The organism is Streptomyces seoulensis (assembly GCF_004328625.1).
GTDB lineage: Bacteria > Actinomycetota > Actinomycetes > Streptomycetales > Streptomycetaceae > Streptomyces > Streptomyces seoulensis.
The window spans coordinates 4891538-4912750 of sequence record NZ_CP032229.1 but is presented as its reverse complement, the minus strand read 5'-3'; the positions used below and the strand labels follow the sequence as shown (position 1 = coordinate 4912750).

The window sequence follows — 21213 nt, the reverse complement described above, 5'->3', positions numbered from 1 at the left end:
CCCCGAGCCCTATTTCATGTCGTCCGTGAGCGCGGAGATCTGCGCCAGTTCTCCCACGATCTTCACCTCGTCCTTGGCGTGCCGGGCCTTGCTGTAGTCGAGGTGGTTGGAGATCTGCCCGCAGGCGTCCAGCAGCGTCCTCAGATGCGTCTGCCAGAAGTCGTGCACCTTCAGCACGGCCGCACCGCTCGCGAAGTCGTGGTTGGTCAGCGCCGTAGCCGCGTCGAACGTGGAGGCACGGGCGACGTCGCCGTCCTTACCCAGCCGTCCCAGCAGGTCGTACGCGTCGTTGCCGATGGCGCCGAGGTCGTCCCGGTTGACCACCAGGCCGTAGCCGCCCCCGCCGTCCTCGGCCGGAACGCTGTTCAGCAGTACTGCACTTCGCTCGGACGCCGCCGCCCGCAGCTCTGCCCACTCCTGGTCGAACGCCACCGCTTCCCCCAAGTCCCTGGCCCGCCACCACCATAGCCACGGTGGCCTCGGCCCGATCAAGTCCCTCGTTCGGTGACCGAGTTCAGTGACAGGGCGAGGCACGGCGGCCGCGCGTGCGGGCGGCGCCGTGCCTCGCCGGGTGAAGCGGAGGACCCGGGCGGGTCAGGACGGAGGCTGGAGGACCGAGTCCACGACGTAGATGGTGGCGTTCGCGGCCTTGATGTTGCCGCAGACGATGCTCGCCTTGCCGTTGACCTTGAAGTCGCTGCCCGAGCCGGACGTGGTCAGCTTGCCGCCCTCCACCGTGGTGAAGGAGCCGTTGGACAGCTGGTCCGGCGTGATCTTCTTGTCCACGACGTGGTAGCTGAGCACCTTCTTCAGCTGCCCCTCGTTGCTGAGCAGGGAGGAGAGCTGGGACGCGGTCACCTTCTTGAAGGCGTCGTTGTCGGGCGCGAAGACGGTGATGTCGGACTTGCCGTTCAGGGTGTCGGTGAGGTGCGCCCGCACCGCCGCCGAGACCAGCTGGCTCAGCTGCGGGTACGCGGCCGCGGCATCCACGACCTTGTCCTTGGCCGTGTCGGCCTTCTGGGAGAGCGCCGAGCAGCCCGATCCGAACGTTCCCGAGGGGCTGGGTGACGGTTCCTGTGCGCTGCTCTGGGATGTGAGAGCACCGAGCGCGAGCGGGATGGCGGCCAGCGCCGCGCCGGTGAACCTGACCGTGTGCATGTGGATGAGCCTCATCGCACTCCCTCCCATGGAGGTGTGAGCGCCGCGAAGGCGGCTTGCGGGGCAAGCCCTCTCTGCTGAGCGGGGGCCTGCACGACCACGCCCCGGGCAGCTCCGCCCGGTCCTTGGCAAGGATAGGCAGCGCGGCTCGGGGGCCGCATCTCGAGCCGGGCGGCGACGACTCCCACCCCGGTCGCCGCACGGCCCCTCGCCCGCTACGACAGGTCTTTGCGCATCACCGTGCACATGGTTTCGTGACGACGCGGGGTTCCGTCGGAGGTCTGCTCGTCCCACGCGTCCGGCCGACGGTCGCGGGCGACGTAACCGAGGCGTTGGTAGAGCGCGCGGGCACGCGGATTGTCGTCCTCGACGCTCAGTTCCGCGTATCGCAGTCCGCGGTCCTTGATGCGCTGTTCCGCTGCCGAGACGAGAACGGTGCCGATACCGCAGGACTGCAGTGCGGGATGGACGGCCAGTTGCCACAGCGTGCCCACCCCGTGCTCGACCAGGTAGTCGACGCCCCCCTTGGCGATCGGAACGTCATTGCGTGCGCAGACGGCCAGATAGTCGACCTCGCCGGACCGCACCCGCTCCAACTGCCGCTCCACGCCAGCCAGATGGAGCGGGGTCCCCGCCCAGCCGCACGATGCGAGATCCGCGTGCGTCAGCTCCCGCACGGTCAGGCTCAACACCACATCAATCACTCGCATCGCCTCCGGCACGCCGGCATACGCCTCGGCGGAACCTGGAGCAACCCGATTCCCTTGCCCGTACCGTCCACGTCCCTGGACACTGAACCGGCCGGGCACACCTGGGGAAGGGCGTTCATGCCGGACATGCCGGAGGGTGGGATCGCGGGCGAGACGACCGTCCTCATCCCCGCCACCGAACAGCATCTGCCGCTGCTCGCCGACTGGTTCGCCGACCCCGCGTTCGTCCGCCACTGGGGCGGACGGCCGCTCACGCGCGAGGAAGTGTCCGCGAAGTACACCGGCCGACGCCGCCCTGCGGTCGTGTCCCTGCTGGTCCTCAGGGACGCCGTCCCCGTGGGTTACGCGCAGTACGTCTCCACAGGCCCCCGCGAAGGCGGCATCGACCTGGTCCTCCACCCGAGCGCCCAGGGCCGGGGCCTCGGTCCCGACGCCGCGCGTGCGCTGGTCCGGCACCTCCACACCGTCCTGGGCTGGGACCGGGTGACCGTCGACCCGGAGTCGTCCGACCCTCGTGCCGTCAGGGCGTGGCACAAGACGGGCTTCCGCGTGACCGGCACCCTGGGAAGCCGTCTGCTGATGGAGTACCGCCCGAGGGGCGCGGCGGCCGAGTGACACCGTGCCCGGTTCCGACCGGTCGGCCGATCCGCCCCGCCTCCTCCGTCAGACTTCGCCCCATGACCACATACCGCGCCTCGACCAGTCCCTTCGATCTGTCCGGCCGGGTGGCGGTGGTGACCGGCGCCGCCCGGGGCATCGGGCGGTCGGCCGCGGTCGCGCTCGCGGCGTCGCTCGACCCGGGCCAGTACGGAATCACCGTCAACGCCGTCGTGCCGGGCCTGGCCGCCAGACGCCCTCTCGGCGTGCCGTGGATCGGCTCGGACGCCGTCGCCCCGGCCGTCGTCTACCTCGCCTCCGACGCGGCCCGGATGGTGTCCGGCACCGCCCTGTCGGTCACCGGGTGCGACGGCGCACGCCTCACGGCGTGATCCCGGGTGCGGTGCGGCCGGTCACCCTCGTGTGTCAGCCGCCGTAGCCGTAGCCCGGCTCGTGGCTGGGTGCGGGCTTCGTCGGGGTGGGGGTCGGGGACTGCGTGGCCGGAGGTGTGGTCGGCGGAACGGTGACCGGGGGAACCGTGACCGGCGGGACGGTGACGGGAGGGACCGTGACCGGCGGGATCGTCACCGGGGGGAGGGTGACGGGGGGATCGGTCACCGGAGGGACGGTGACGGGGGGCACGGTGACCGGAGGGACGGTGCTGGGCGGCACGGTGACCGGCGGAATCGTGGTGGGCGGCACCGTCACCGGAGGCGTGGTGGTGGCCGGGGGCGTGGTCACCGGCGGCGAGGTGGGGCTGTCGCAGGTGACATCGACGTGCCCCAGCTCGACATCGACGAGAGGCCCGTCGTAGACGACCTGCCCGTCCTCGTCGCGCAGGACGCCGGAGATGGTGACGTCCAGACCGGCCCGGGCGGAGGTCTGCGGCCGGTAGCCGCCGCCGGCCGGGTCCTCGATACGGTCGTACCGGACGGTGAGGGTCGCGGTGCTGACGCCGTCGGCGCCCAATTCCGCTCCGGTGACGTCGAGTTGGGTCGTGCCAGTGGGTACCTGGCGGCCCAGGACACCGATGGTGTCGGAGTCGGTGCGCGCGTAGGCGAGCGCCAGCGGGCCGATCGGCGCGGGGAGGCACTCGGCGTAGGCGTCCAGGGAGCCCACGCTGAGGAAGTCCCGCTGGTTCAGCGACAAGGTGAACCCGGACGCCTGCGCCTGCGCCCAGTTCCGCGTCGGCTCGGCGTTCGTCCTGGCCACCGCCTGACCTCGTACGGTCAGGCGGTCCAGCACTCCGGACGGGTCGGAGAGATCCCCCTGGTCCAGCCCCCCGTTCGGCGGCGAACCAGCCGTGCCGAACGTACCGCTGAAGCCGCTGAGTCCGGCCTCGGGCACGTCGGAGACGGTGAGGTCGGCCAGGACACTGGTGGCCACGTCCCCCTCCGCCGCCAGGGCCCCCGGACTGGCCGTCGCAAAGCAGGCACCGGTCAGAGCAGCGGCCGTACAGACGGCGAGCGCGGCACGGACGGGGGAGCGCCGGAGTTCACGCCGTACGCGGCGGAGAGTTGTCGTCGACATGCCCTTATGGGAGCCGACGGACGCCACGAGTCGAGGAATCCACCGCCGAACAGGTGTGTCGCGCATCTTTCGCCGGCACGCGGCGAGCGAGCGTCAACGCCCGCAGAAACGCGGGAAAGCGGGACAACCGCCCTGCTTCACGGGCCCGCAAGCTCGGCCTGGTGCTGTTCGTGCCACAACAGGCCGAGCTGTGCGATCAGTTCAGCGATCACGTGAACCGAAGACCCGTGATCCTCGGGTCGCTGATGATCGCTGCGCGAAGTGCGTCCCTCACCACATCTCCCGCTCACCGTGCACGCGCTCGTCAGCTGTGCCGGAGGGGCAGATTCTCGCCGAGCGGTCGGCCTCTCACATGACGAGCAGCCCCGACTCCATGGCCCGGACGACCGCCAGAGTCCGGTTCGGGCAGTTGAGCTTGGCCAGAATGATGCCGACCGTGCGCTTGACCCCGTGTTCGGAGACATTCAGCGAACGGGCGACCTGCCGGTTGCTGAGCCCCTCGGCGATCAGGCGCAGCACCTGATGTTCACGTGCCGTCAGGGATATCGCCGACGCGCACTTCGAGGTGTTTCCGTCCCCGACCTGGTCGGACGCCGTCACGGACCGTCGGGCCAGGGTCGCGGACACATGGAAGCGTCTGGCCTGCACATCGACGATCGCCGCACGCAGGGACTCGGGGCAGAGGTCGGCCCAGTCCAGGAAGCCGTTCGCGTGATCGGCCCAGGACTGCTCGACCACGTCCGACGGGTCCACCAGGATCAGTACGGGCGTGTCGTGCCTGCGCAGCCTTTCGGAGATCTCGTCGGGTACGGACTCCAGGGCAGCGCTGTCCGAGATGACCAGCCAGCCGCTGGAGAGGGACGAGAGATCTTCGGCATTCGTCACGGATTGGACGGTCAACTGGATGTCGAGTGAACCAAGCATTCCCTCGATACTGTATCGACGGATTTCGTCTTCGATGATCAACGCTATAGCGGTACGCGACCAAAGCCGTTCGGTGCGCATGGAAACTCGTCCGTCACGTACGTCAGGCGCCATGTCATCTATCCGAATGCTGTAGTTCTCGCACTTCCTGTCACTCGATATCGGTTGCCAGAATAACCTGCTCTTCACGCTGTCCATGTCAACGATTCCCCCGTTGCCCATGTCACTTCCCCCGTTTAATTATGCCGCAATCCGGAAGGTTTACTTCCTGATACGTGAGCATGGCACGGAGTGACGCCGACTGTCTACCCCACAGTGATCAGCCCCGTTCGATCACGAGGGCATCTCCGGAGAGAAACTTCAAGTAAAAAATTCACACAGGACCTCGGGGCTGCGGGGGCTGTTTGCCGCGTTCGATGGTCCCGGCCCGATCGCTTATGCGCCTATGCCGGGTTCATCCCGACGATTCCGGGGGGGCGTGCGGTGCACCGGGAGAGGGTGGGGGCGGCCTCGACGGCTCGGACGTCGTGCGTCATGGGGGCCTGTCGGGTGTGGCCGGCGGAATGCCCGTGGACAGCCGGGCTGAAGGCTTCGGGCGCGGATTCGGTCTCGGGCTCGGACCGCACCGTGGGCGGCCGGGCGCGCGCGGGAAGGCGGCGAGCGGCCCGGCGGGGGCGGGGCGGTGATCGCCCCGCGTCGGCGGCGCCCGCGGTGTCACCGCGGGCGCCGCGTGTTCAGGCGGGCTGGACGGTGACGGTGCAGAGACGCTTGGTCGCGCGGGTCAGAGCCACGTACAGGTCCCTCTCGCCGCCGGGACGGGCCGTGATGATCTCCTCGGGGTCCACGACGACGACCCCGTCGAATTCGAGGCCGCGTGCTTCGGACGCGGGCACGACGCGTGCGTGGTGAGCGATGCCCCGGGCCGTCAGTTCGCTCACCCTGCCGTCCGCGCAGATCACTCCCAGGAGCTCGCCCGGATGCGTGGTGCTCTGGGCGCGCAGTTCCTGGACGGTGGCGGCGGCCAACTCGTGCGGGGAGGTGGTCACGGTGCGAGGGCTCTCACCGCTCCGCAGTGACCGTGTGGGCTTCTGGTCGGGGGCGATCCGCGCGAGCAGGTCCCGGACGCTCTCCAGGATTTCCCGCGTGGTGCGATAGCTGACGGTCAGGTTGTAGAGCTTGAACCGAGGTCCGACGTGAGGGCTCAGCGCTTCCTTCCAGTCGCATGCGGTCGCGACCGGGCCCGCCTGGGCGAAGTCCCCCACCAGAGTCATCGCCCTCGCCGGGCAGCGGCGGACGATCATCCGCCACTGCATGGCGGTCAGTTCCTGCGCCTCGTCGACGACGACGTGCCCGTACGTCCGTTCCGGGGGGCCGTCGACCAGGCTCGCCGCCTCGTCCAGCAAGGCCACGTCCGCATCGGTCCACGGGTCGTCCGGGCCTCGCAGCAGAAGGGACCGCTCCTGGGCGGTCAGGCGGGGCAGGTACTCGGCGAGAGCGTCGGCATCCGTCAGGAGCGCCTTCACGAGGTCGGCCGGTACCAGCCGTGGCCACAACGTCTCGACCGCCCGGTCGACGCCCTCGTCGTCGAGGAGATCGGCCCGGATGGCGTCCAGGTCCAGCTCGTGGACCGGCCCCGGGTCGTCCGCGCCTTCGGCACGGCGCTGAGCGACGCCCGTGAACCGGTCGAGGTTGATGCCCGTCATCCTCTCGGCATCGACGTCGATCTGTTCGAGGACCTCGCTCATGTCCCGTTGCATCGCGTCGGTGACGGTGTCGACCAGGAGTTCCTTGAACGCCTGGCGCGCGGGGTTGTGCCCCGGTACGGCTCGGACTGCGGCCTCACGTGCCATGGCGACCTCCTCGCCGGAGACATGGACCCGTTCCTGTCCGACCCGCACGGTGAAATCGCCGGCCGGAGCCTGGTGGACGCGCAGCAGACCGGCCAGCGCGTCGGCGAGGTCGGCACCGCCCTTGAGCCGCGCCCTGTCGAACGGGTCCACCGCGTCCGTGGAGACCCCGGCCAGTTCCTGGCAGGTCGCCAGGACGACGTCGTTCTCGCCCAGCGAGGGGAGTACCTGGGAGATGTACTCGAGGAACCGGGCGTTCGGCCCCACCACGAGGACGCCCTCCTCGGCGGCGCGCGGGAACGCGTACAGGACGTAGGCCGCCCGGTGCAGGGCGACCACGGTCTTTCCCGTGCCGGGGCCGCCCTGGACCACGGTCACCCCGCGGTGGGCGGAGCGGACGATCTCGTCCTGCTCGGCCTGGAGCGTCGCGACGGCCGCCTGCATCATGCCCGTACGCCGTGCCGACAGAGCCTCGGTCAGCGGACCGTCCCCCACGACGTCGTCGTCGGTGGGAGCGGTCCCGTCCAGGAGCTCGTCGCTCACCGAGATGACCGTGCGCTCCTCCAGACGCAGGTGCCGGCGCCGCCGCAGATCCATCGGGTGGACCGGCGTCGCCTCGTAGAAAGGACGTGCCGCGTTCGCACGCCAGTCCACGAGCAGAGGCAGATCGTCCTCCTCCGTCTGCAGTCCGATGCGCCCGATGCGCAGGGCCGTGCCGTCCGTCCAGTCGATGCGCCCGAAGACCAGCCCCTTCTCGGCGCCCTCCAGCCGGCCGATCTCCTTGGACAGCCGCTCGGCGGCGATCTCCCTCTCGTATGCCTCCCCCGCACTCTCCGCCTTGGCCCTCAGCACGCTCGCCCGGCTCTCGCGGGCCTCGGAAAGCCGCTCGGTGAGCAACGCGTACAAGGAGGAGACGTAATCCCGCTCCGCTTCCACCGCACGCACAGCGGGATCATTCATGGTCGACAACCGGGGACTCCTTCGGGTCGGGCGAGACATACGGGGTTGAGATCTTCCGCCGGGAATCGGACCGCTCCGCCGGGCGACGGACCGGTGGACTCGCCCGTTCCGGTCCGGGTTCCCGTCCGCGTCCACCCCGTCAGGCGGTGGAATGAGGCTCGGCGCTGCGGGCCCCTTCGTACTCCGGCTCCGGTGCCGGGTTCTTCTTCCCGGCAGCGGGCAGGGCGATCATCAGCACGACCACCGCGACGAGCGTGATGAGCATGATCCAGACCGCACCGACGTGCATGGCGTGGATGAACGCCCGATCGGCGGCCCGTGCGAGAGCGGGCTGATCGATCGTGGCGGCGACATGGCGGGCCTGTTCGGCGGAGACCCGGGAGTTGTCCCGCACCGCCTCCGGGACGGATCCCAGCGAGGGTTCGATCGCGTCCCGGTACGCGATCGACATGATCGTGCCGCCCACCGCGATCCCGATCACGCTGCCGACCTGCCGCGCCGTGTTGGTGACGGCCGACCCGGCACCGGACCGCTCCAGCGGAAGGCTGCTGAGCAGTGCGCCGGTCACCGGGGCCATCACCATGCCGACGGAGAGGCCCTGCGCCAGCAGCAGGAGAGCGATCCAGAGGAGCGGGGTGTGCAGATCGAGGAATCCGACCGCGCCCATGGTGAGCGCCGCCACCGTGAGCGCCGGCACGGCGACGGGGCGCAGTGACCACCGGCGGACGAGACGGGCGCCCAGGGGCGCGCCCACGACGGCGCCGACGGCCGTCGGGACATTGGCCAGACCGGCCTTCATCGGTGAGTAGCCCAGCGCGCCCTGCATGTAGAACGCGTTGTAGAAGGTGATGGCGGCGACGGAGAAGAACAGCAACGCCATGGACGCGTTGCCACCGCCGAACATCCGCTGGGCGAGCAGCCGGGGATCGAAACTCGGTGCCTCGGTCCGCAATTCGACGAGCACGAAGACGACCAGCAGGGCGATCCCGGCCGCGGTCGGTGCCCAGACGTCCCAACGGCTCCAGTCGTCCACCTGCCCCGCACGGATCACGCCGTAGGTCAGCGCCGCGAGTCCGGTGATGGACAGCAGGATCCCGGCCGGGTCCATCGGCCGCACGGAGGGGCTGCGGAAATTGGGGACCAGGAAGACGATCCCGGTCAGTGCCACCACGATGATCGGGACGTTGACGAGGAAGACCGAACCCCACCAGAAATGGCCGAGCAGAAGTCCCGCCAGCACCGGGCCCGCCGCCATTCCGACACCGGTGGATGTCGAGGAAATGGCGATCGCGGTTGCCCGCCCGGCGCCGGTGAAGGTCCACAGCAGAATGGCGAAGTTGGCCGGCATGATCAGTGCGGCGCCGACTCCCATCGCGGCCCGCGCGGCGATCAGCTGGCCCGCGTCGCCCGCGTACGCCGCCCAGATCGAGGCCCCGGCGAAGATCACCAGGCCGATGGCGAGCACATTCCGGTGGCCGAAGCTGTCGCCCATCGCGCCGGCGGTGAACATCAGGGTCGCGAAGACCAGGGTGTAGGCGCCGGTGGCCCATTGCAGCTCGGCCGGGCTGGCACCCAGTCCCTGGACCGGGTCGGCAAGGGTCTCCAGAGTGATACTGAGAACGGTGTTGTCCAGCCAGATCAGCAGCGAACACACCATGAGTACGGCGAGAATTAACCGTTGCCTGGATTTCGGCAATGTCGGAGGCGCGGTCATGACCACCTTCGAATATCGATCGGCGGGAGTTTGAACGACGCGACTATAAACAGGCCCTACAACACTGTCAAGCTCATGTTTTCGCGCCGACACGGTTGCAATCGGGCGACCTCTATGCCTCCGACGGATTTGCAGAAAGCTCCATCCTGTGCCTCCGCAGAATTTGCGGATCGAATAGTTTTCTGCCTCCGCTGAATTGCCGGGCCGGAAGAATTCACCTTCCTCGGTGGTTGCGGCCGAGGCAATTCTTTGCCTTCGGGGACCTGAACTGTCGCGCGGCGCCCCCGCGGCGGACGGACGAGCCCGAGCTCGCCGCGCGGGCGGCGTGCTCGGGCTCAGGCTCGGGCAGAGCTGTCAGGCGCCTCCGTTCCTCCGTTCCGACGGTCCGGCCCTCACCGGCCGCCGAGTGAGTCCAGCCAGCGCCGCAGATGCGCGGCGGTCTCCGGCGCCCGCTCCTCGATGATCGAGAAGTGATCCGCCTCGATGTGCTCGATCGGTCCACGGTGCTGCCAGGCCGGGACCGGATCGCTGTCTCCGAAGGTGCTCAGCGTCAGGGTGGCCCGCAGATTCAGGGTGGGTGCGGCGATCGGTTCGGCCTCGCGATCGGGGTAGATGCGCGCGTAGCCGCCCATGGCGAGCAGGCCGTGGTCGTCCACGGGGGTCAGGGCGTTGTTCCGGGACAGGATCTGCCCCAGCGCGTCGGTGAGCACGTGGCGGTTGAGTTCGATGTCGTCCGGGGAGTAGGTGTCGATCATCGCGACGCCCGCCAGTGTGCCGCCGTCGTCCTCGATCCGCCGGGCGACCGCATGGGCGATCGCGCCACCGGCCGAATAGCCGATGAGCGCCACCGGGCCTCGGCCGAGCTCCGCCGCGACGCTCGCGGCGAGGCTCTCGATCGCCGCCGTCCAGGTCGGTGGCAGGTCGTCACCCGCGCGCGTGCCGGGCAGCCGCAGCGCGCTGACCCGCCGCTCGCCGCCCAGTTCACGGGCGAGGCGCGCGAACTGGTGGGAACCCGATCCCGCGAGGAACGAGGGGATGCAGACCAGTGCCGGTGCCGTGTCGCCGCGCGCCAGGAGCTGCGCGGCCGGGCCCCGGGTGGCGGCCTCGTCGGCGGAGTACAGGGGCATCAGGGCGGCGCTCGCGGTCAGCAGCGGCATCGCCGCCGCCAGCTCACCGCGGCGATGCGCCGCCGACACCAGCTCGGTGATCGTGCCGCGCACGCCGGCCGGTACCTGCTCGGCCACGCCGGTTCCGGACTCCTCGATCCGCGACCGCACCAGCTTCGCCACGTCGGCGGCGGTCGGGTGGTCGAAGATCAGCGTCGACGGCAACGTCAGCTCGGTCAGCTGTGCCAGCCGGTTCCGGAACTCGACGGCACCGAGGGAGTCGAACCCCAGCTCGGTGAACGGCGCGTCCGGGTCGATCGCGTCACCGGAGAGGTGGCCGAGGACCGCGGCCGCGACGTGGCGTACCTCGCGCAGGACCGCGGCGCCGAGCTCGGCGTCGGGCAGGGCGGCCAGCTGCCGCGCCAGGCTGACACCGGCGCTAGCGGTGACCCGGGGGGCCCGGATCATGCCGCGCAGCACCGCGGGCAGGGTGCCGCCGCGTGCCAGGGCGGTGAACGCCGCCGTGTCCAGCAGCGCCGTCATCGGTGTCGCCCGGTCGGTCTCCAGCGCGTGGTCGAACAGCGCCATCCCGGAATCCGGGTCGATCGGGACCAGGCCCAGCCTGGCCCGGATCTGGCGGGCGTACTGCTCGGCACCGTCCCCGCTGAGCGTCCCTGCCATGCCGACGGTCCACAGCCCCCAGGCCAGGGAGTGCGCGGGCAGGCCCGCACCGCGCCGCAGGCGTGCCAGGGCGTCGAGCGCGCTGTTCGCGGCGGCGTAGTTGCCCTGTCCTTGTCCGCCGAGCAGCGGGGCCGCGGACGAGAAGAGCACGAACGCCGACAGATCCAGATCGCGCGTCAGCTCGTGCAGATGCCATGCCGCGTCGATCTTCGGCGCCAGCACCCGTGTCGTCCGCTCGGCGGTCAGGGTGTCGAGTGTGCCGTCGTCCAGGACGCCCGCCGCGTGGATGACTGCGGTCAGCGGCGCGTCGGCACCGATGCCGGCCAACAGGTCCTGGACAGCGGCGCGTTCGGTGACGTCGCACGCCACGACCTCGACGTGGGCGCCGTGGCCGGTCAGCTCGGCGGTCAGTTCGGCGGCGCCGTCGGCGGCTGCGCCGCGTCGCGACACCAGCAGCAGCCGCCGTGCGCCGTGCGCCGTGACAAGATGCCGGGCGACGATCGCACCGATGCCGCCGGTGCCGCCGGTGATGAGCACGGTGCCCCGGTCGAACGACGGCGGCGCGTCCGCTCCGGTGGCGGGCAGCGACCGCAGTCGCGGTGCCAGGAGCCGTCCCCCGCGCACGGCCAGGTGCGGTTCGTCCTGTGCCACGGCGTCGGCGAGCGAGGCGAGCGGCAGGGCGTCGCCGTCGTGGTCGATGAGCAGGAAACGGCCCGGATGCTCGGCCTGTGCGCTGCGCACGAGGCCCGCCACGGCGGCCCCGGCCAGATCGGGCTCCTCGCCGGGCAGCCCCGCGGCCGTGCGGGTCACGATCACGAGCCGACCGGGGTGAGCGGCGCCCGTCCAGTTCTGCAACAGGGCGAGCGTCGTCAGGACGCCGGTGTGGACGTCCGCCGCGCCCGCTCCTGTCCCGCGGGGCGCCTGCCACACCACCGTGTCGGGAACGTCCCCCAGTCCCGCGAGCCCGGCCGGATCGGCACAGCTCGTCACGGGCGCCGGGGCGTCGACGGCCTCCGGGTCACCCAGTACGACGACGCGCCCCGCGTCCGCCTCCGGGACGGCGGGCACGGCGACCCATTCCACGTCGAACAGCGGTGCCGCGCCGCGCAGCTCGGCCAGCGCCTGCGGCTCGATCGGGCGGGACCGCACCGATTCCACGCTCAGCACGAGGGCACCGGTCGCGTCGGCCGCGTCCACGCGCAGGGTGTCCGGTGCGATGCGGGCGACACGGACGCGCAGGGCGCCCACGCCGGACTGTGCCACCTGGACACCGTCGAAGGCGAAAGGGAGGGGCGGCCGGCCGTCGGGCCCGCCCTCGACGAGAGGTCCGACCGCCGCGTGGAGCACCGCGTCCAGCAGTGCCGGGTGCAGCCCGAAGTCGGTGGCGCGCGCCGCGCTGTCGGGGTCGAGCGCCAGGTCGGCGAAGACCTCCTCCCCACGGATCCAGGCGGCGCGAACACCCTGGAACACCGGGCCGTACCCGAAGCCGAGGTCGGCGAGCGCGCGGTACACCTGCTCCGCGTCGACCGGCTCGCCCGCCGCCGGAGGCCACGCGCGGGACCAGTCCGGTGCCGGGACCGGTGCGGCGGGCGTGAGCAGGCCATGGGCGTGCGGCACCCAGGCGTCGGCGACGCGGGCATGGGCGGTCACGGTCCGGTGCCCGGCCGCGTCGGGTTCGCCCACGGTGAGCTGGAGGTCCGCGGTGCCGTCGGCCGGGAGGACCAGCGGCGCCGCGAGGACCAGTTCAGCCAGCCGTGGCACACCGAGCCGGGCGCCGGCCGCCAGGGCCAGTTCCACGAATCCGGCCCCTGGCATCATGACCGCGCCCAGGACCGTGTGGTCGGCGAGCCAGGGGTGCGTGCGCAGCGAGAGCCTGCCGGTGAACAGCCATTCGTCCTTGCCGGCGAGCTGCATCTGGGTGTGCAGCAGCGGATGGCCGGCCGAGTCGGCGCCGGCGAGCGGCGCTGCGGCCTCCGCGGGCAGCAGCCAGAAGCGTTCGTGCTGGAAGGGATAGGCGGGCAGGGTGATCCGTGCCTGCGGTCGCGCTCCGAAGTAGTCGGACCACCGCACCGGCCGGCCCGCGCAGTGCGCGGTGGCCAGCGCGGCGACCAGCTGTCCGGGTTCGTCGACGGTGCGGCGGGACGCCGCGACCACCGAGGCGGGGGCCGCGACGTCGGCCGCCGCGGTGGCGCGGGTCATGGCCGTCAGCACCGCGTCCGGGCCGAGCTCGACGAACAGGCTCACGCCCGAGTCGAGCAGGGACCGCACCGCCGGGGCGAAGCGCACCGCCTCGCGCACCTGCCGTACCCAGTACTCGGGCGTGCCCACCTCTGCGCCGGCCAACGCGCCGGTGACCGTGGAGCACAGAGGGACGCGCGGCTCACGGTACGTCAGGCCGGCGGCGATCTCCGCGAACTCGGCCAGCATCGGGTCCATCAGGGCGGAGTGGAACGCGTGGCTCACCCGCAGCCTGCTGGTCCTGACGCCTTCGGCCACGAGCCTCGACTCGACCGCCGAGACCGCGTCGGCGTCTCCGGAGAGGACCACCGCGTCGGGGGCGTTCACCGCGGCCAGGGAGACCGCGCCGACTGCCGGACCGGCGTCGGCCGCCGCCAGCAGCTCCAGGGCCCGCCCTTCCGGCACCGCGGCGGCCAGCATGCTCCCGCCCGCCGGCAGCGCCCCCATCAAACGGCCCCGGGCCGCGACGAGGGTGCACGCGTCCGGCAACGACCACACACCGGCCACGTGGGCCGCGGCCAGCTCGCCGATCGAGTGCCCGGCGACCACGTCCGGCGTCACGCCCAGCGACTCGACGAGGCGGTACATCGCCACCTCGAACGCGAACAGCGCGGGCTGGGTGTACTCGGTGCGGTCGAGCAGCGTCTCGTCGGCCGCGCCGAACATCACGTCCCGCAGCGAGTGCTCCAGGTGGGCGTCGAACTCCGCGCACACCTCGTCGAGCGCCGCCGCGAAGGCGGGGAACGCCTGGTACAGGCCGGCGCCCATCCCGGTCCGCTGGGCGCCCTGGCCGGTGAACAGGAACGCGGTCGTCCCGGTCCGGCCGGCGTCGTCGGCGATGCCCGGTCCCGGCTCGTCGGCCGCCAGGCGCGCCAGGGCGGCGAGCAGTGTCTCCCGGTCCTGGCCCACGGCGGCCGCGCGCCGGTCGAACCGCGCGCGGTGCAGTGCCAGCGTCACCGCGACATCGGTGAGGTCGAGCTCCGGACGTTCGCTCAGCGCGTCGTGCAGACGGCGCGCCTGGGACCGCAGCGCGGCGGGTGTCCGCGCGGACAACAGCAGCGGCACGGCCGGCGGGCGGGGTGGATCGACCGGCCGGGGCGGGGCCGGGGGCGCCTCCTCCAGGATCACGTGCGCATTGGTCCCGCTGATCCCGAACGACGACACCCCCGCCCGGCGCGGGCGATTGCCGGCGGGCCACGGCTCGGCCTCGGTCAGGATCCGTACCGCGTCCGCCGGCCACTCCACGTGCGGTGACGGCTCGTCGACGTGCAGGGTGGGCGGCAGCGTCTCGTGCCGCAGCGCCTGGACCATCTTGATCACACCGCCGACACCGGCAGCGGCCTGCGCGTGCCCGATGTTCGACTTCAGCGACCCGATCCGCAGCGGCTCGGCCCGGTCCTGGCCGTAGGCGTTGATCAGCGCCTGTGCCTCGATCGGGTCACCCAGCGTGGTGCCGGTACCGTGCGCCTCCACGGCGTCCACCTCGGCCGCCGACACCCCTGCCCTGGCCAGCGCCTGGGCGATCACCCGCTCCTGAGAGGGTCCGTTCGGTGCGGTCAGGCCGTTGCTCGCGCCGTCCTGGTTGACCGCGCTGCCGCGGATCACGGCCAGCACGGGGCGCCCGTTGCGCTGTGCGTCGGACAACCGCTCCAGGGCGAGCACGCCGACGCCCTCGGCCCACGCGACACCGTCCGCGGCGCTCGAGAACGCCTTGCAGCGCCCGTCCGGTGACAGGGCCCGCTGCCGGGAGAACTCCTGGAACAGCATCGGGGTGGACATGACCGTCACCCCGCTGGCCAGGACCAGCGACGTCTCCCCGGCGCACAGTGCCTGCACCGCCAGGTGCAGGGCCACCAGCGACGACGAGCACGCCGTGTCCACCGTCACCGCGGGTCCTTCCAGACCAAGGGCATAGGACACCCGGCCGGACACGACGCTGCCGCCCGATCCGGTCGCTAGATAGCCTTCCGCGGCACCGTCGGCGGCCTCGCGCGCCGTGTGGCCGTAGTCCTGGTACATGACGCCGGCGTACACCCCGGTGTCGCTGCCGCGCAGGGAGGCCGGGTCGATACCGGCGTCCTCAAGCGCTTCCCAGGACGCTTCGAGCAGCAGCCGCTGCTGCGGGTCCATCGCCGCTGCCTCACGGGGGCCGATGCCGAAGAAGGCGGCATCGAAATCACCGGCGGCGCGCAGGAATCCGCCTTCCCGTGTGTACGTCTCGCCGGGCGTGCCGGGGACGGTGTCGTACAGGTGGTCGATGTCCCAGCCGCGGTCGTCGGGCATCGGGCCGATCGCGTCGACGCGCCCGGCGATCAGGTCCCAGAGCTGGTCGGCGTTCTCCACGCCGCCGGGGTACCGGCAGCTCATGCCGACGATCGCGATCGGCTCGTCGGCCCTGGCCCTGGCGGTGGCCGTGGCGGGGCGCGACCTCGCCGGCGCCGCGCTGTCGACCCGGGTACGCAGGAAGTCCGCGACGGCGGCGGTGGTCGGGTAGTCGAACACCAGCGTGGACGGAAGCGGGACACCGGTGGCGGCGGTCACCTTGTTGCGGAACTCGACTCCGCCGAGCGAGTCGAAGCCCAGTTCCGTGAAGGGCGTCTCGGGGTCGACGGCGTCGGCCGACTCGTGGCCGAGCACCCCGGCGGCGATCGCGCGGACCTCGTCGCGGATCAGCGCCTCCCATCGATCGGCGGGGGCGTCCAGCAACCGTCGGCGCAACGGGCTGTCGGCGGTCCGGTCGCGCGGCGGCACGTGGATCAGACCGCGCAGCACGGCGGGCAGCGTGCCGAGCCGGCCCAGCGCGGTGAGCGCCTGCGTGTCGAGCAGCGCGGTCATCAGCATCGGTTCGCCGGTGGTCAGCGCTTCGTCGAGCATCAGCATGCCGGTGTCCGGCTCGATCGGGGACAGACCCAGACGCGTGCGGATCTGACGGGCCAGGTGTTCGGCGCCCGCCTCGTTCAGCGCCTCGGCCATGCCGCGCTTCCACAGCCCCCAGGCCAGCGAGTGTGCGGGCAGACCGGCACTGCGGCGCAGCTGGGCAAGGGCGTCCATCGTCGCGTTCGCCGCCGCGTAGTTGCCCTGGCCCTGTCCGCCGAGCAGCGGCCCGGCGGAGGAGAACAGCACGAACGCCGCCAGGTCCATGTCGCGGGTGAGCTCGTGCAGATGCCAGGCGGCATCGGCCTTCGGGGCGAGCACCCGGTCCACCTGCTCCGCGGTCAGGGTCTCGACGGTGCCGTCGTCGACCACGCCTGCGGTGTGCACGACAGCGGTCACCGGTTCGTCCGCGGGTACGGATTCCAGCAGCGCCGCCACATCGGAGCGCCTGCTGACATCGCAGGCGGCGACGCGTACGTGGGCGCCCAGCGCGGTCAGTTCGCCGACCAGCTCCGCGACCCCCGGCGCGGCGGAGCCCCGGCGCGAGACGAGCAGCAGCCGACGCACCCCGTGCCGGGTGACCAGGTGGCGTGCGGTGACCGCGCCCAGTCCGCCGGCGCCGCCGGTGATCAGGACCGTGCCGTCACCGAAGGGCTCGCCGGCCGGCGCGGCGGTGGCCGCACGGACCAGCCTCGGTGCCATCGCGGCGCCGGCACGGATCGCGAGCTGGGGTTCGTCCATGGCGGTTGCGGCGGCGATCCGCCGGTGCGGGTCCGCGAGGTCGTCGTCAGAGAGGTCCACGCTCACGATGCGCCCCGGATGTTCCGCCTGCGCGCTGCGCACCAGGCCACGGACGGCCGCCGCCGCGAGATCCGGCGTCTCACCGGGCAGACCCGCCCCGTTGCGGGTCAGCACGATCAGCGTCGAGTCGGCGCAGCCCGGTTCGGCGAGCCAGTCACGCAGCACCGCGAGGGCGCCGTGCACGGCGGCGCGAACGGTCGCCGGGACGTCGGCGCCGTCCGCCGCCGTCGTCCCGGGCGACCAGACGGCGGCCGCACCGGTGGGGTTCCCGCCTGCCACGAACGCCGCGACATCCTCGAACGTCTTCGCGCAACCCTCGACGGGCCTTCCCAGGGCCACCAGGGGCCGGTCCGGCACCTCGGGCGCCGTGACCGGCGTCCAGGCGATCGTGTGGAGCGGGGCGCGGGCCCCGGCGAGAGCGCGCGCGTCCGCGGGGCGGGCGAGCACGGCGTCGATCGACAGCACGGCGGCGCCGGTCGCGTCGCAGGCGTCGATGCGCACTTTCTCGGAACCCGACCGGCTGATGCGTGCGCGGACCGCGCTCGCGCCGCGCCGGAAGACGCGGACGCCCCCGAAGGAGAACGGAAGCGGCAGCCTGCCGTCGGGGAGGTCGTCGGCGAGTACGTCGATGGCGGCGTGGAAGATCGCGTCCAGCAGCGCCGGATGGACCGCGAAGGCCGCCGCCCGGCCCGCCGTCGTCCCGTCCAGGGACACCTCGGCGAAGACGTCGTCACCGCTGCTCCAGGCGGCGCGCACGCCCTGGAAGCTCGGACCGTAGCCGAATCCCAGGTCGGCGAGCCGGTCGTACAGCCGCGTTCCGTCGATCGGCTCACCGTCGGCCGGCGGCCAGTCGGGGTCGGTCCAGGCCGGTGTCACACCGTCGGCGGGAGCGAGGACGCCGGTGGCGTGCAGCGTCCAGTCCGGCTCGCCCGGGTGGGACGGCTCGGTGCCGGTGGCGGCACGCGAGTGGACCGACAGGCGCCGTCGGCCGGTGTCGTCGGGCTCGGTCACCGACACCTGAACGTCCACGGCGGCAGTGCCTTCGAACACCAGCGGTGCCTCCAGGACGAGTTCGTCCACGACGGGCAGGTCCAAGCGACTGCCCGCCGCCGACGCGAGCTCCACGAACCCGGTGCCGGGCAGCAGCATCGAACCGAACGCCGTGTGGTCAGCGGTCCACGGCTGGTCGGTGGTGGAGAGCCTGCCGCTGAAGAGCCATGCGTCACGCCCGGCGAGCGGCGCGGCGACGCGCAGCATCGGATGGTCGAGCGTGGACAGGCCGGCGCGGCCCAGGTCACCGAGCGCGCCGTCCTCGGGCTGCACCCAGTAGCGGCGGTGCTGGAAGGCATACACCGGCAGGTCGAGGTGGGTGACCGGCCCTGCCGGTGACAGCGGCGACCAGTCGACGGTGACGCCCGAGCAATGGGCGGCGCCGAGCAGCCGAAGGAACTGGCCGGCCTCGTCGACGCTCCGCCGTGACGCCGCCTCGACCAGGGAGCGCTGCGCCACCTCCTCGTCCAGCGTGTGGCGGGTCAGCGCCGCCAGCACCGCGTCCGGGCCGACCTCGACGAACCGGCTCACCCCGGCGTCGGCGAGCGACCGCACCGCCGGGGCGAACCGCACGGCCTCGCGCACCTGCCGCACCCAGTACTGCGGCGTCAGCAGCTCGGGACCGGCCGGCGCACCGGACACCGTGGAGCACACGTCCATGCGGGGCTGCCGGTACGCGACGGACCCGGCGACCTCCTCGTACGCGGCGAGCATCGGCTCCATCAGCGACGAGTGGAAGGCGTGACTGACCGTCAGCCGGCTCGTCCTGACGCCCTCGTCCTTCAGCCGCTCCTCCAGGGCGGCGATCGCCGCCGCACCGCCCGAGAACACCACGGCCGTGGGCCCGTTCACGGCCGCCAGCGAGACCGGCGCGGTCGCGAGCAGGTGCCGCGCCCGCTCCTCCGGCACCGCGGCGGCGAGCATCGCGCCGCCGGTCGGCAGCGCGCCCATCAGCCGGCCGCGGGCGGCGACGAGCCGACACGCGTCGGCCCGCGACCACACCCCGGCCACATAGGCCGCGGCCAGCTCACCGATCGAATGCCCGACCACCACGTCCGGTGTCACGCCGAACGACTCCAGGAGGCGGTACATCGCCACCTCGAACGCGAACAGCGCGGGCTGGGTGTACTCCGTCCGGTCGAGCGGGGCGCCGTGCCCGGCGTCGTCGGCCCGGCCGGACATGACCTCGCGCAGCGACACCCCGAGCAGGGCGTCGAACTCCGCGCAGATGTCGTCGAGGGCGGCGGCGAACACGGGGAACGCGGCGGCCAGCCCCTCGCCCATGCCGACACGTTGCGCACCCTGACCGGTGAACAGGAACGCCGTCCTGCCGGTGGCGGCGGCACCCGACACGAGCTGCGGGGACTCCACGCCCTCGGCCAGGGCCGTGAGGCCGGCGAGCAGAGCGGTCCGGTCGGCGCCCAGCACCGCGCCGCGCCGCGCCAGGTGAGCGCGCCCGGTGAGCAGGGCGGCGGCGACATCAGCGTCGTCCGCCTCGGGGTGCGCGGCGAGCCAGTCCCGCAGCCGGCCCGCCTGCGCCCGGAGCGCGGCTTCCGACTTGGCGGACAGCAGCCACGGCGCCGGCAGCGCCGGCCGGTCCGGCGCCGGCCGCTGTGCGTCGTCCGCCGCTCCGGTGGCACGGGCGCGTGGCGCCTCTTCGAGGATCACGTGGGCGTTGGTCCCGCTGATGCCGAAGGACGACACACCCGCCCGGCGCGGACGGCCGAGCTCCGGCCACCGCTGAGTCCGCGTCAGCAGCCGTACGGTGCCCGCCGACCAGTCGACCTCGGGGGTCGGCTCGTCCACGTGCAGCGTCGGGGGCATGACCCCCTCGCGCATCGCCATGACCATCTTGATCACGCCCGCGACACCCGCCGCGGCCTGCGTGTGACCGATGTTCGACTTCACGGAACCCAGCCACAGCGGGTTGTCGTCCCCCCGGGCCTGGCCGTACGCGGCCATGAGCGCCCGCGCCTCGATCGGATCGCCGAGCCGTGTACCCGTACCGTGCGCCTCCACGGCGTCCACCTCGGACGCCGACAGCCGCGCGTCGGCCAGCGCGGCCCGCACGACCCGCTCCTGCGACGGCCCGTTCGGTGCGGTCAGCTGGCTGCTCGCACCGTCCTGGTTCACCGCCGAGCCCCGCATCACCGCCAGCACCCGGTGCCCGGCGCGCTCCGCGTCGGACAGCTTCTCCAGCACCAGCACGCCCACGCCCTCGGCCCAGCCCGTGCCGTCCGCCGACGACGAGAAGGCCCTGCACCGCCCGTCCGGCGCCAGCCCGCGCTGCCGGGAGAACTCCACGAACGTGCCGGGGGTCGCCATCACGGTCACACCGCCGGCGAGCGCCATCGAGCACTCACCCTGGCGCAGCGCCTGCGCGGCGAGGTGCAGCGCGACGAGCGAGGAGGAACACGCGGTGTCGACCGTCACCGCCGGCGCCTCCAGGCCGAAGGTGTAGGCCAGCCGGCCCGACGCGACGCTGCCCGCGCTCCCGGTCAGCATGTAGCCCTCGAAGCCCTCGGGGGTGTGGGGGCGGGAGCCGTAGTCGTCGTACATGACGCCCATGTACACCCCGGTACGGGTGCCCCGCAGCGTCGTCGGGGCGATGCCCGCGTGCTCGAAGGCCTCCCAGCTGGTCTCCAGCAGCAACCGCTGCTGGGGGTCCATCGCCGCCGCCTCGCGGGGGCTGATGCCGAAGAACTCGGCGTCGAACCGGTCCGCGTCGTACAGGAAGCCGCCTTCGCGGGCGTACGAGGTGCCGAGGTGGTCGGGGTCCGGGTGGTACAGGTTCTCCAGGTCCCAGCCACGGCCGTCCGGGAAGGGACCGACCGCGTCACGTCCGGCGCTCAGCAGCTCCCACAAATCCTCCGGGGAGGCGACACCGCCCGGCAGCCGGCAGGCCATGCCCACGATCGCGATCGGCTCGTGTGCGCGCTCCTCCAGATCCTGCACCCGCTGCCGGCTCTCCCGCAGATCGACCGTCGCCCGCTTGAGGTAGTCGCGAAGTTTCTGCTCGTTGT

The 21213-nt window shown here is 72.3% G+C and carries 9 protein-coding genes and 1 pseudogene; 2 read left to right on the top strand and 8 right to left on the bottom strand.

Going from position 1 to position 21213, the window contains the following annotated elements; all coding sequences use genetic code 11:
- Positions 1 to 9 precede the first annotated feature (9 nt).
- The 3 genes from D0Z67_RS22585 to D0Z67_RS22575 all read right to left on the bottom strand — a co-directional run bounded on the left by D0Z67_RS22585 (position 10) and on the right by D0Z67_RS22575 (position 1868).
- Positions 10 to 432: a hypothetical protein gene (locus D0Z67_RS22585; RefSeq protein ID WP_031181562.1), complete on the bottom strand. Its 423-nt coding sequence runs from the start codon at positions 430 to 432 to the stop codon at positions 10 to 12.
- Between the two features lie 162 nt (positions 433 to 594).
- On the bottom strand, positions 595 to 1173 hold the full coding sequence (locus D0Z67_RS22580) for a fasciclin domain-containing protein (RefSeq protein ID WP_051887772.1): 579 nt from the start codon (positions 1171 to 1173) through the stop codon (positions 595 to 597).
- Between the two features lie 200 nt (positions 1174 to 1373).
- Positions 1374 to 1868 (bottom strand): GNAT family N-acetyltransferase, encoded by a 495-nt coding sequence (locus tag D0Z67_RS22575; protein WP_199812190.1) that lies wholly within the window; start codon positions 1866 to 1868, stop codon positions 1374 to 1376.
- A 117-nt stretch (positions 1869 to 1985) separates the two neighbouring features.
- On the opposite strand from D0Z67_RS22575, the gene D0Z67_RS22570 reads away from it, so the two are divergent.
- On the top strand, positions 1986 to 2483 hold the full coding sequence (locus tag D0Z67_RS22570; protein WP_031181559.1) for a GNAT family N-acetyltransferase: 498 nt from the start codon (positions 1986 to 1988) through the stop codon (positions 2481 to 2483).
- A gap of 62 nt (positions 2484 to 2545) precedes the next feature.
- Positions 2546 to 2857, top strand: coding sequence for an SDR family oxidoreductase (locus D0Z67_RS22565; RefSeq protein ID WP_031181558.1), 312 nt, complete (start codon positions 2546 to 2548; stop codon positions 2855 to 2857).
- Positions 2858 to 2891: 34 nt separating this feature from the next.
- Here D0Z67_RS22565 and D0Z67_RS29750 read toward each other — a convergent pair whose 3' ends face one another.
- The 5 genes and pseudogenes from D0Z67_RS29750 to D0Z67_RS22540 form a co-directional block, all read right to left on the bottom strand.
- The gene (locus D0Z67_RS29750) at positions 2892 to 3995 is read right to left on the bottom strand and encodes a hypothetical protein (protein ID WP_031181557.1); all 1104 of its coding nucleotides are present in this window, start codon (positions 3993 to 3995) and stop codon (positions 2892 to 2894) included.
- Between the two features lie 348 nt (positions 3996 to 4343).
- Complete coding sequence (locus D0Z67_RS22555) at positions 4344 to 4880, bottom strand: helix-turn-helix transcriptional regulator (RefSeq protein ID WP_158713894.1); 537 nt, start codon at positions 4878 to 4880, stop codon at positions 4344 to 4346.
- Between the two features lie 773 nt (positions 4881 to 5653).
- Positions 5654 to 7726 (bottom strand): HelD family protein, encoded by a 2073-nt coding sequence (locus tag D0Z67_RS22550; RefSeq protein WP_165507356.1) that lies wholly within the window; start codon positions 7724 to 7726, stop codon positions 5654 to 5656.
- 139 nt (positions 7727 to 7865) lie between these two features.
- The gene (locus tag D0Z67_RS22545; RefSeq protein WP_244942373.1) at positions 7866 to 9533 is read right to left on the bottom strand and encodes an MFS transporter; all 1668 of its coding nucleotides are present in this window, start codon (positions 9531 to 9533) and stop codon (positions 7866 to 7868) included.
- A 299-nt stretch (positions 9534 to 9832) separates the two neighbouring features.
- Positions 9833 to 21199, bottom strand: a pseudogene (locus tag D0Z67_RS22540) (type I polyketide synthase); the annotation flags it as partial.
- Between the last annotated feature and the right edge of the window lie 14 nt (positions 21200 to 21213).

Coding starts and splice junctions, on each gene's coding strand:
- D0Z67_RS22550 (WP_165507356.1), bottom strand. CDS start 7,726: ATGAATGATCCCGCTGTGCGTGCGGTGGAAGCGGAGCGGGATTACGTC.
- D0Z67_RS22580 (WP_051887772.1), bottom strand. CDS start 1,173: ATGAGGCTCATCCACATGCACACGGTCAGGTTCACCGGCGCGGCGCTG.
- D0Z67_RS22575 (WP_199812190.1), bottom strand. CDS start 1,868: ATGCGAGTGATTGATGTGGTGTTGAGCCTGACCGTGCGGGAGCTGACG.
- D0Z67_RS29750 (WP_031181557.1), bottom strand. CDS start 3,995: ATGTCGACGACAACTCTCCGCCGCGTACGGCGTGAACTCCGGCGCTCC.
- D0Z67_RS22565 (WP_031181558.1), top strand. CDS start 2,546: ATGACCACATACCGCGCCTCGACCAGTCCCTTCGATCTGTCCGGCCGG.
- D0Z67_RS22570 (WP_031181559.1), top strand. CDS start 1,986: ATGCCGGACATGCCGGAGGGTGGGATCGCGGGCGAGACGACCGTCCTC.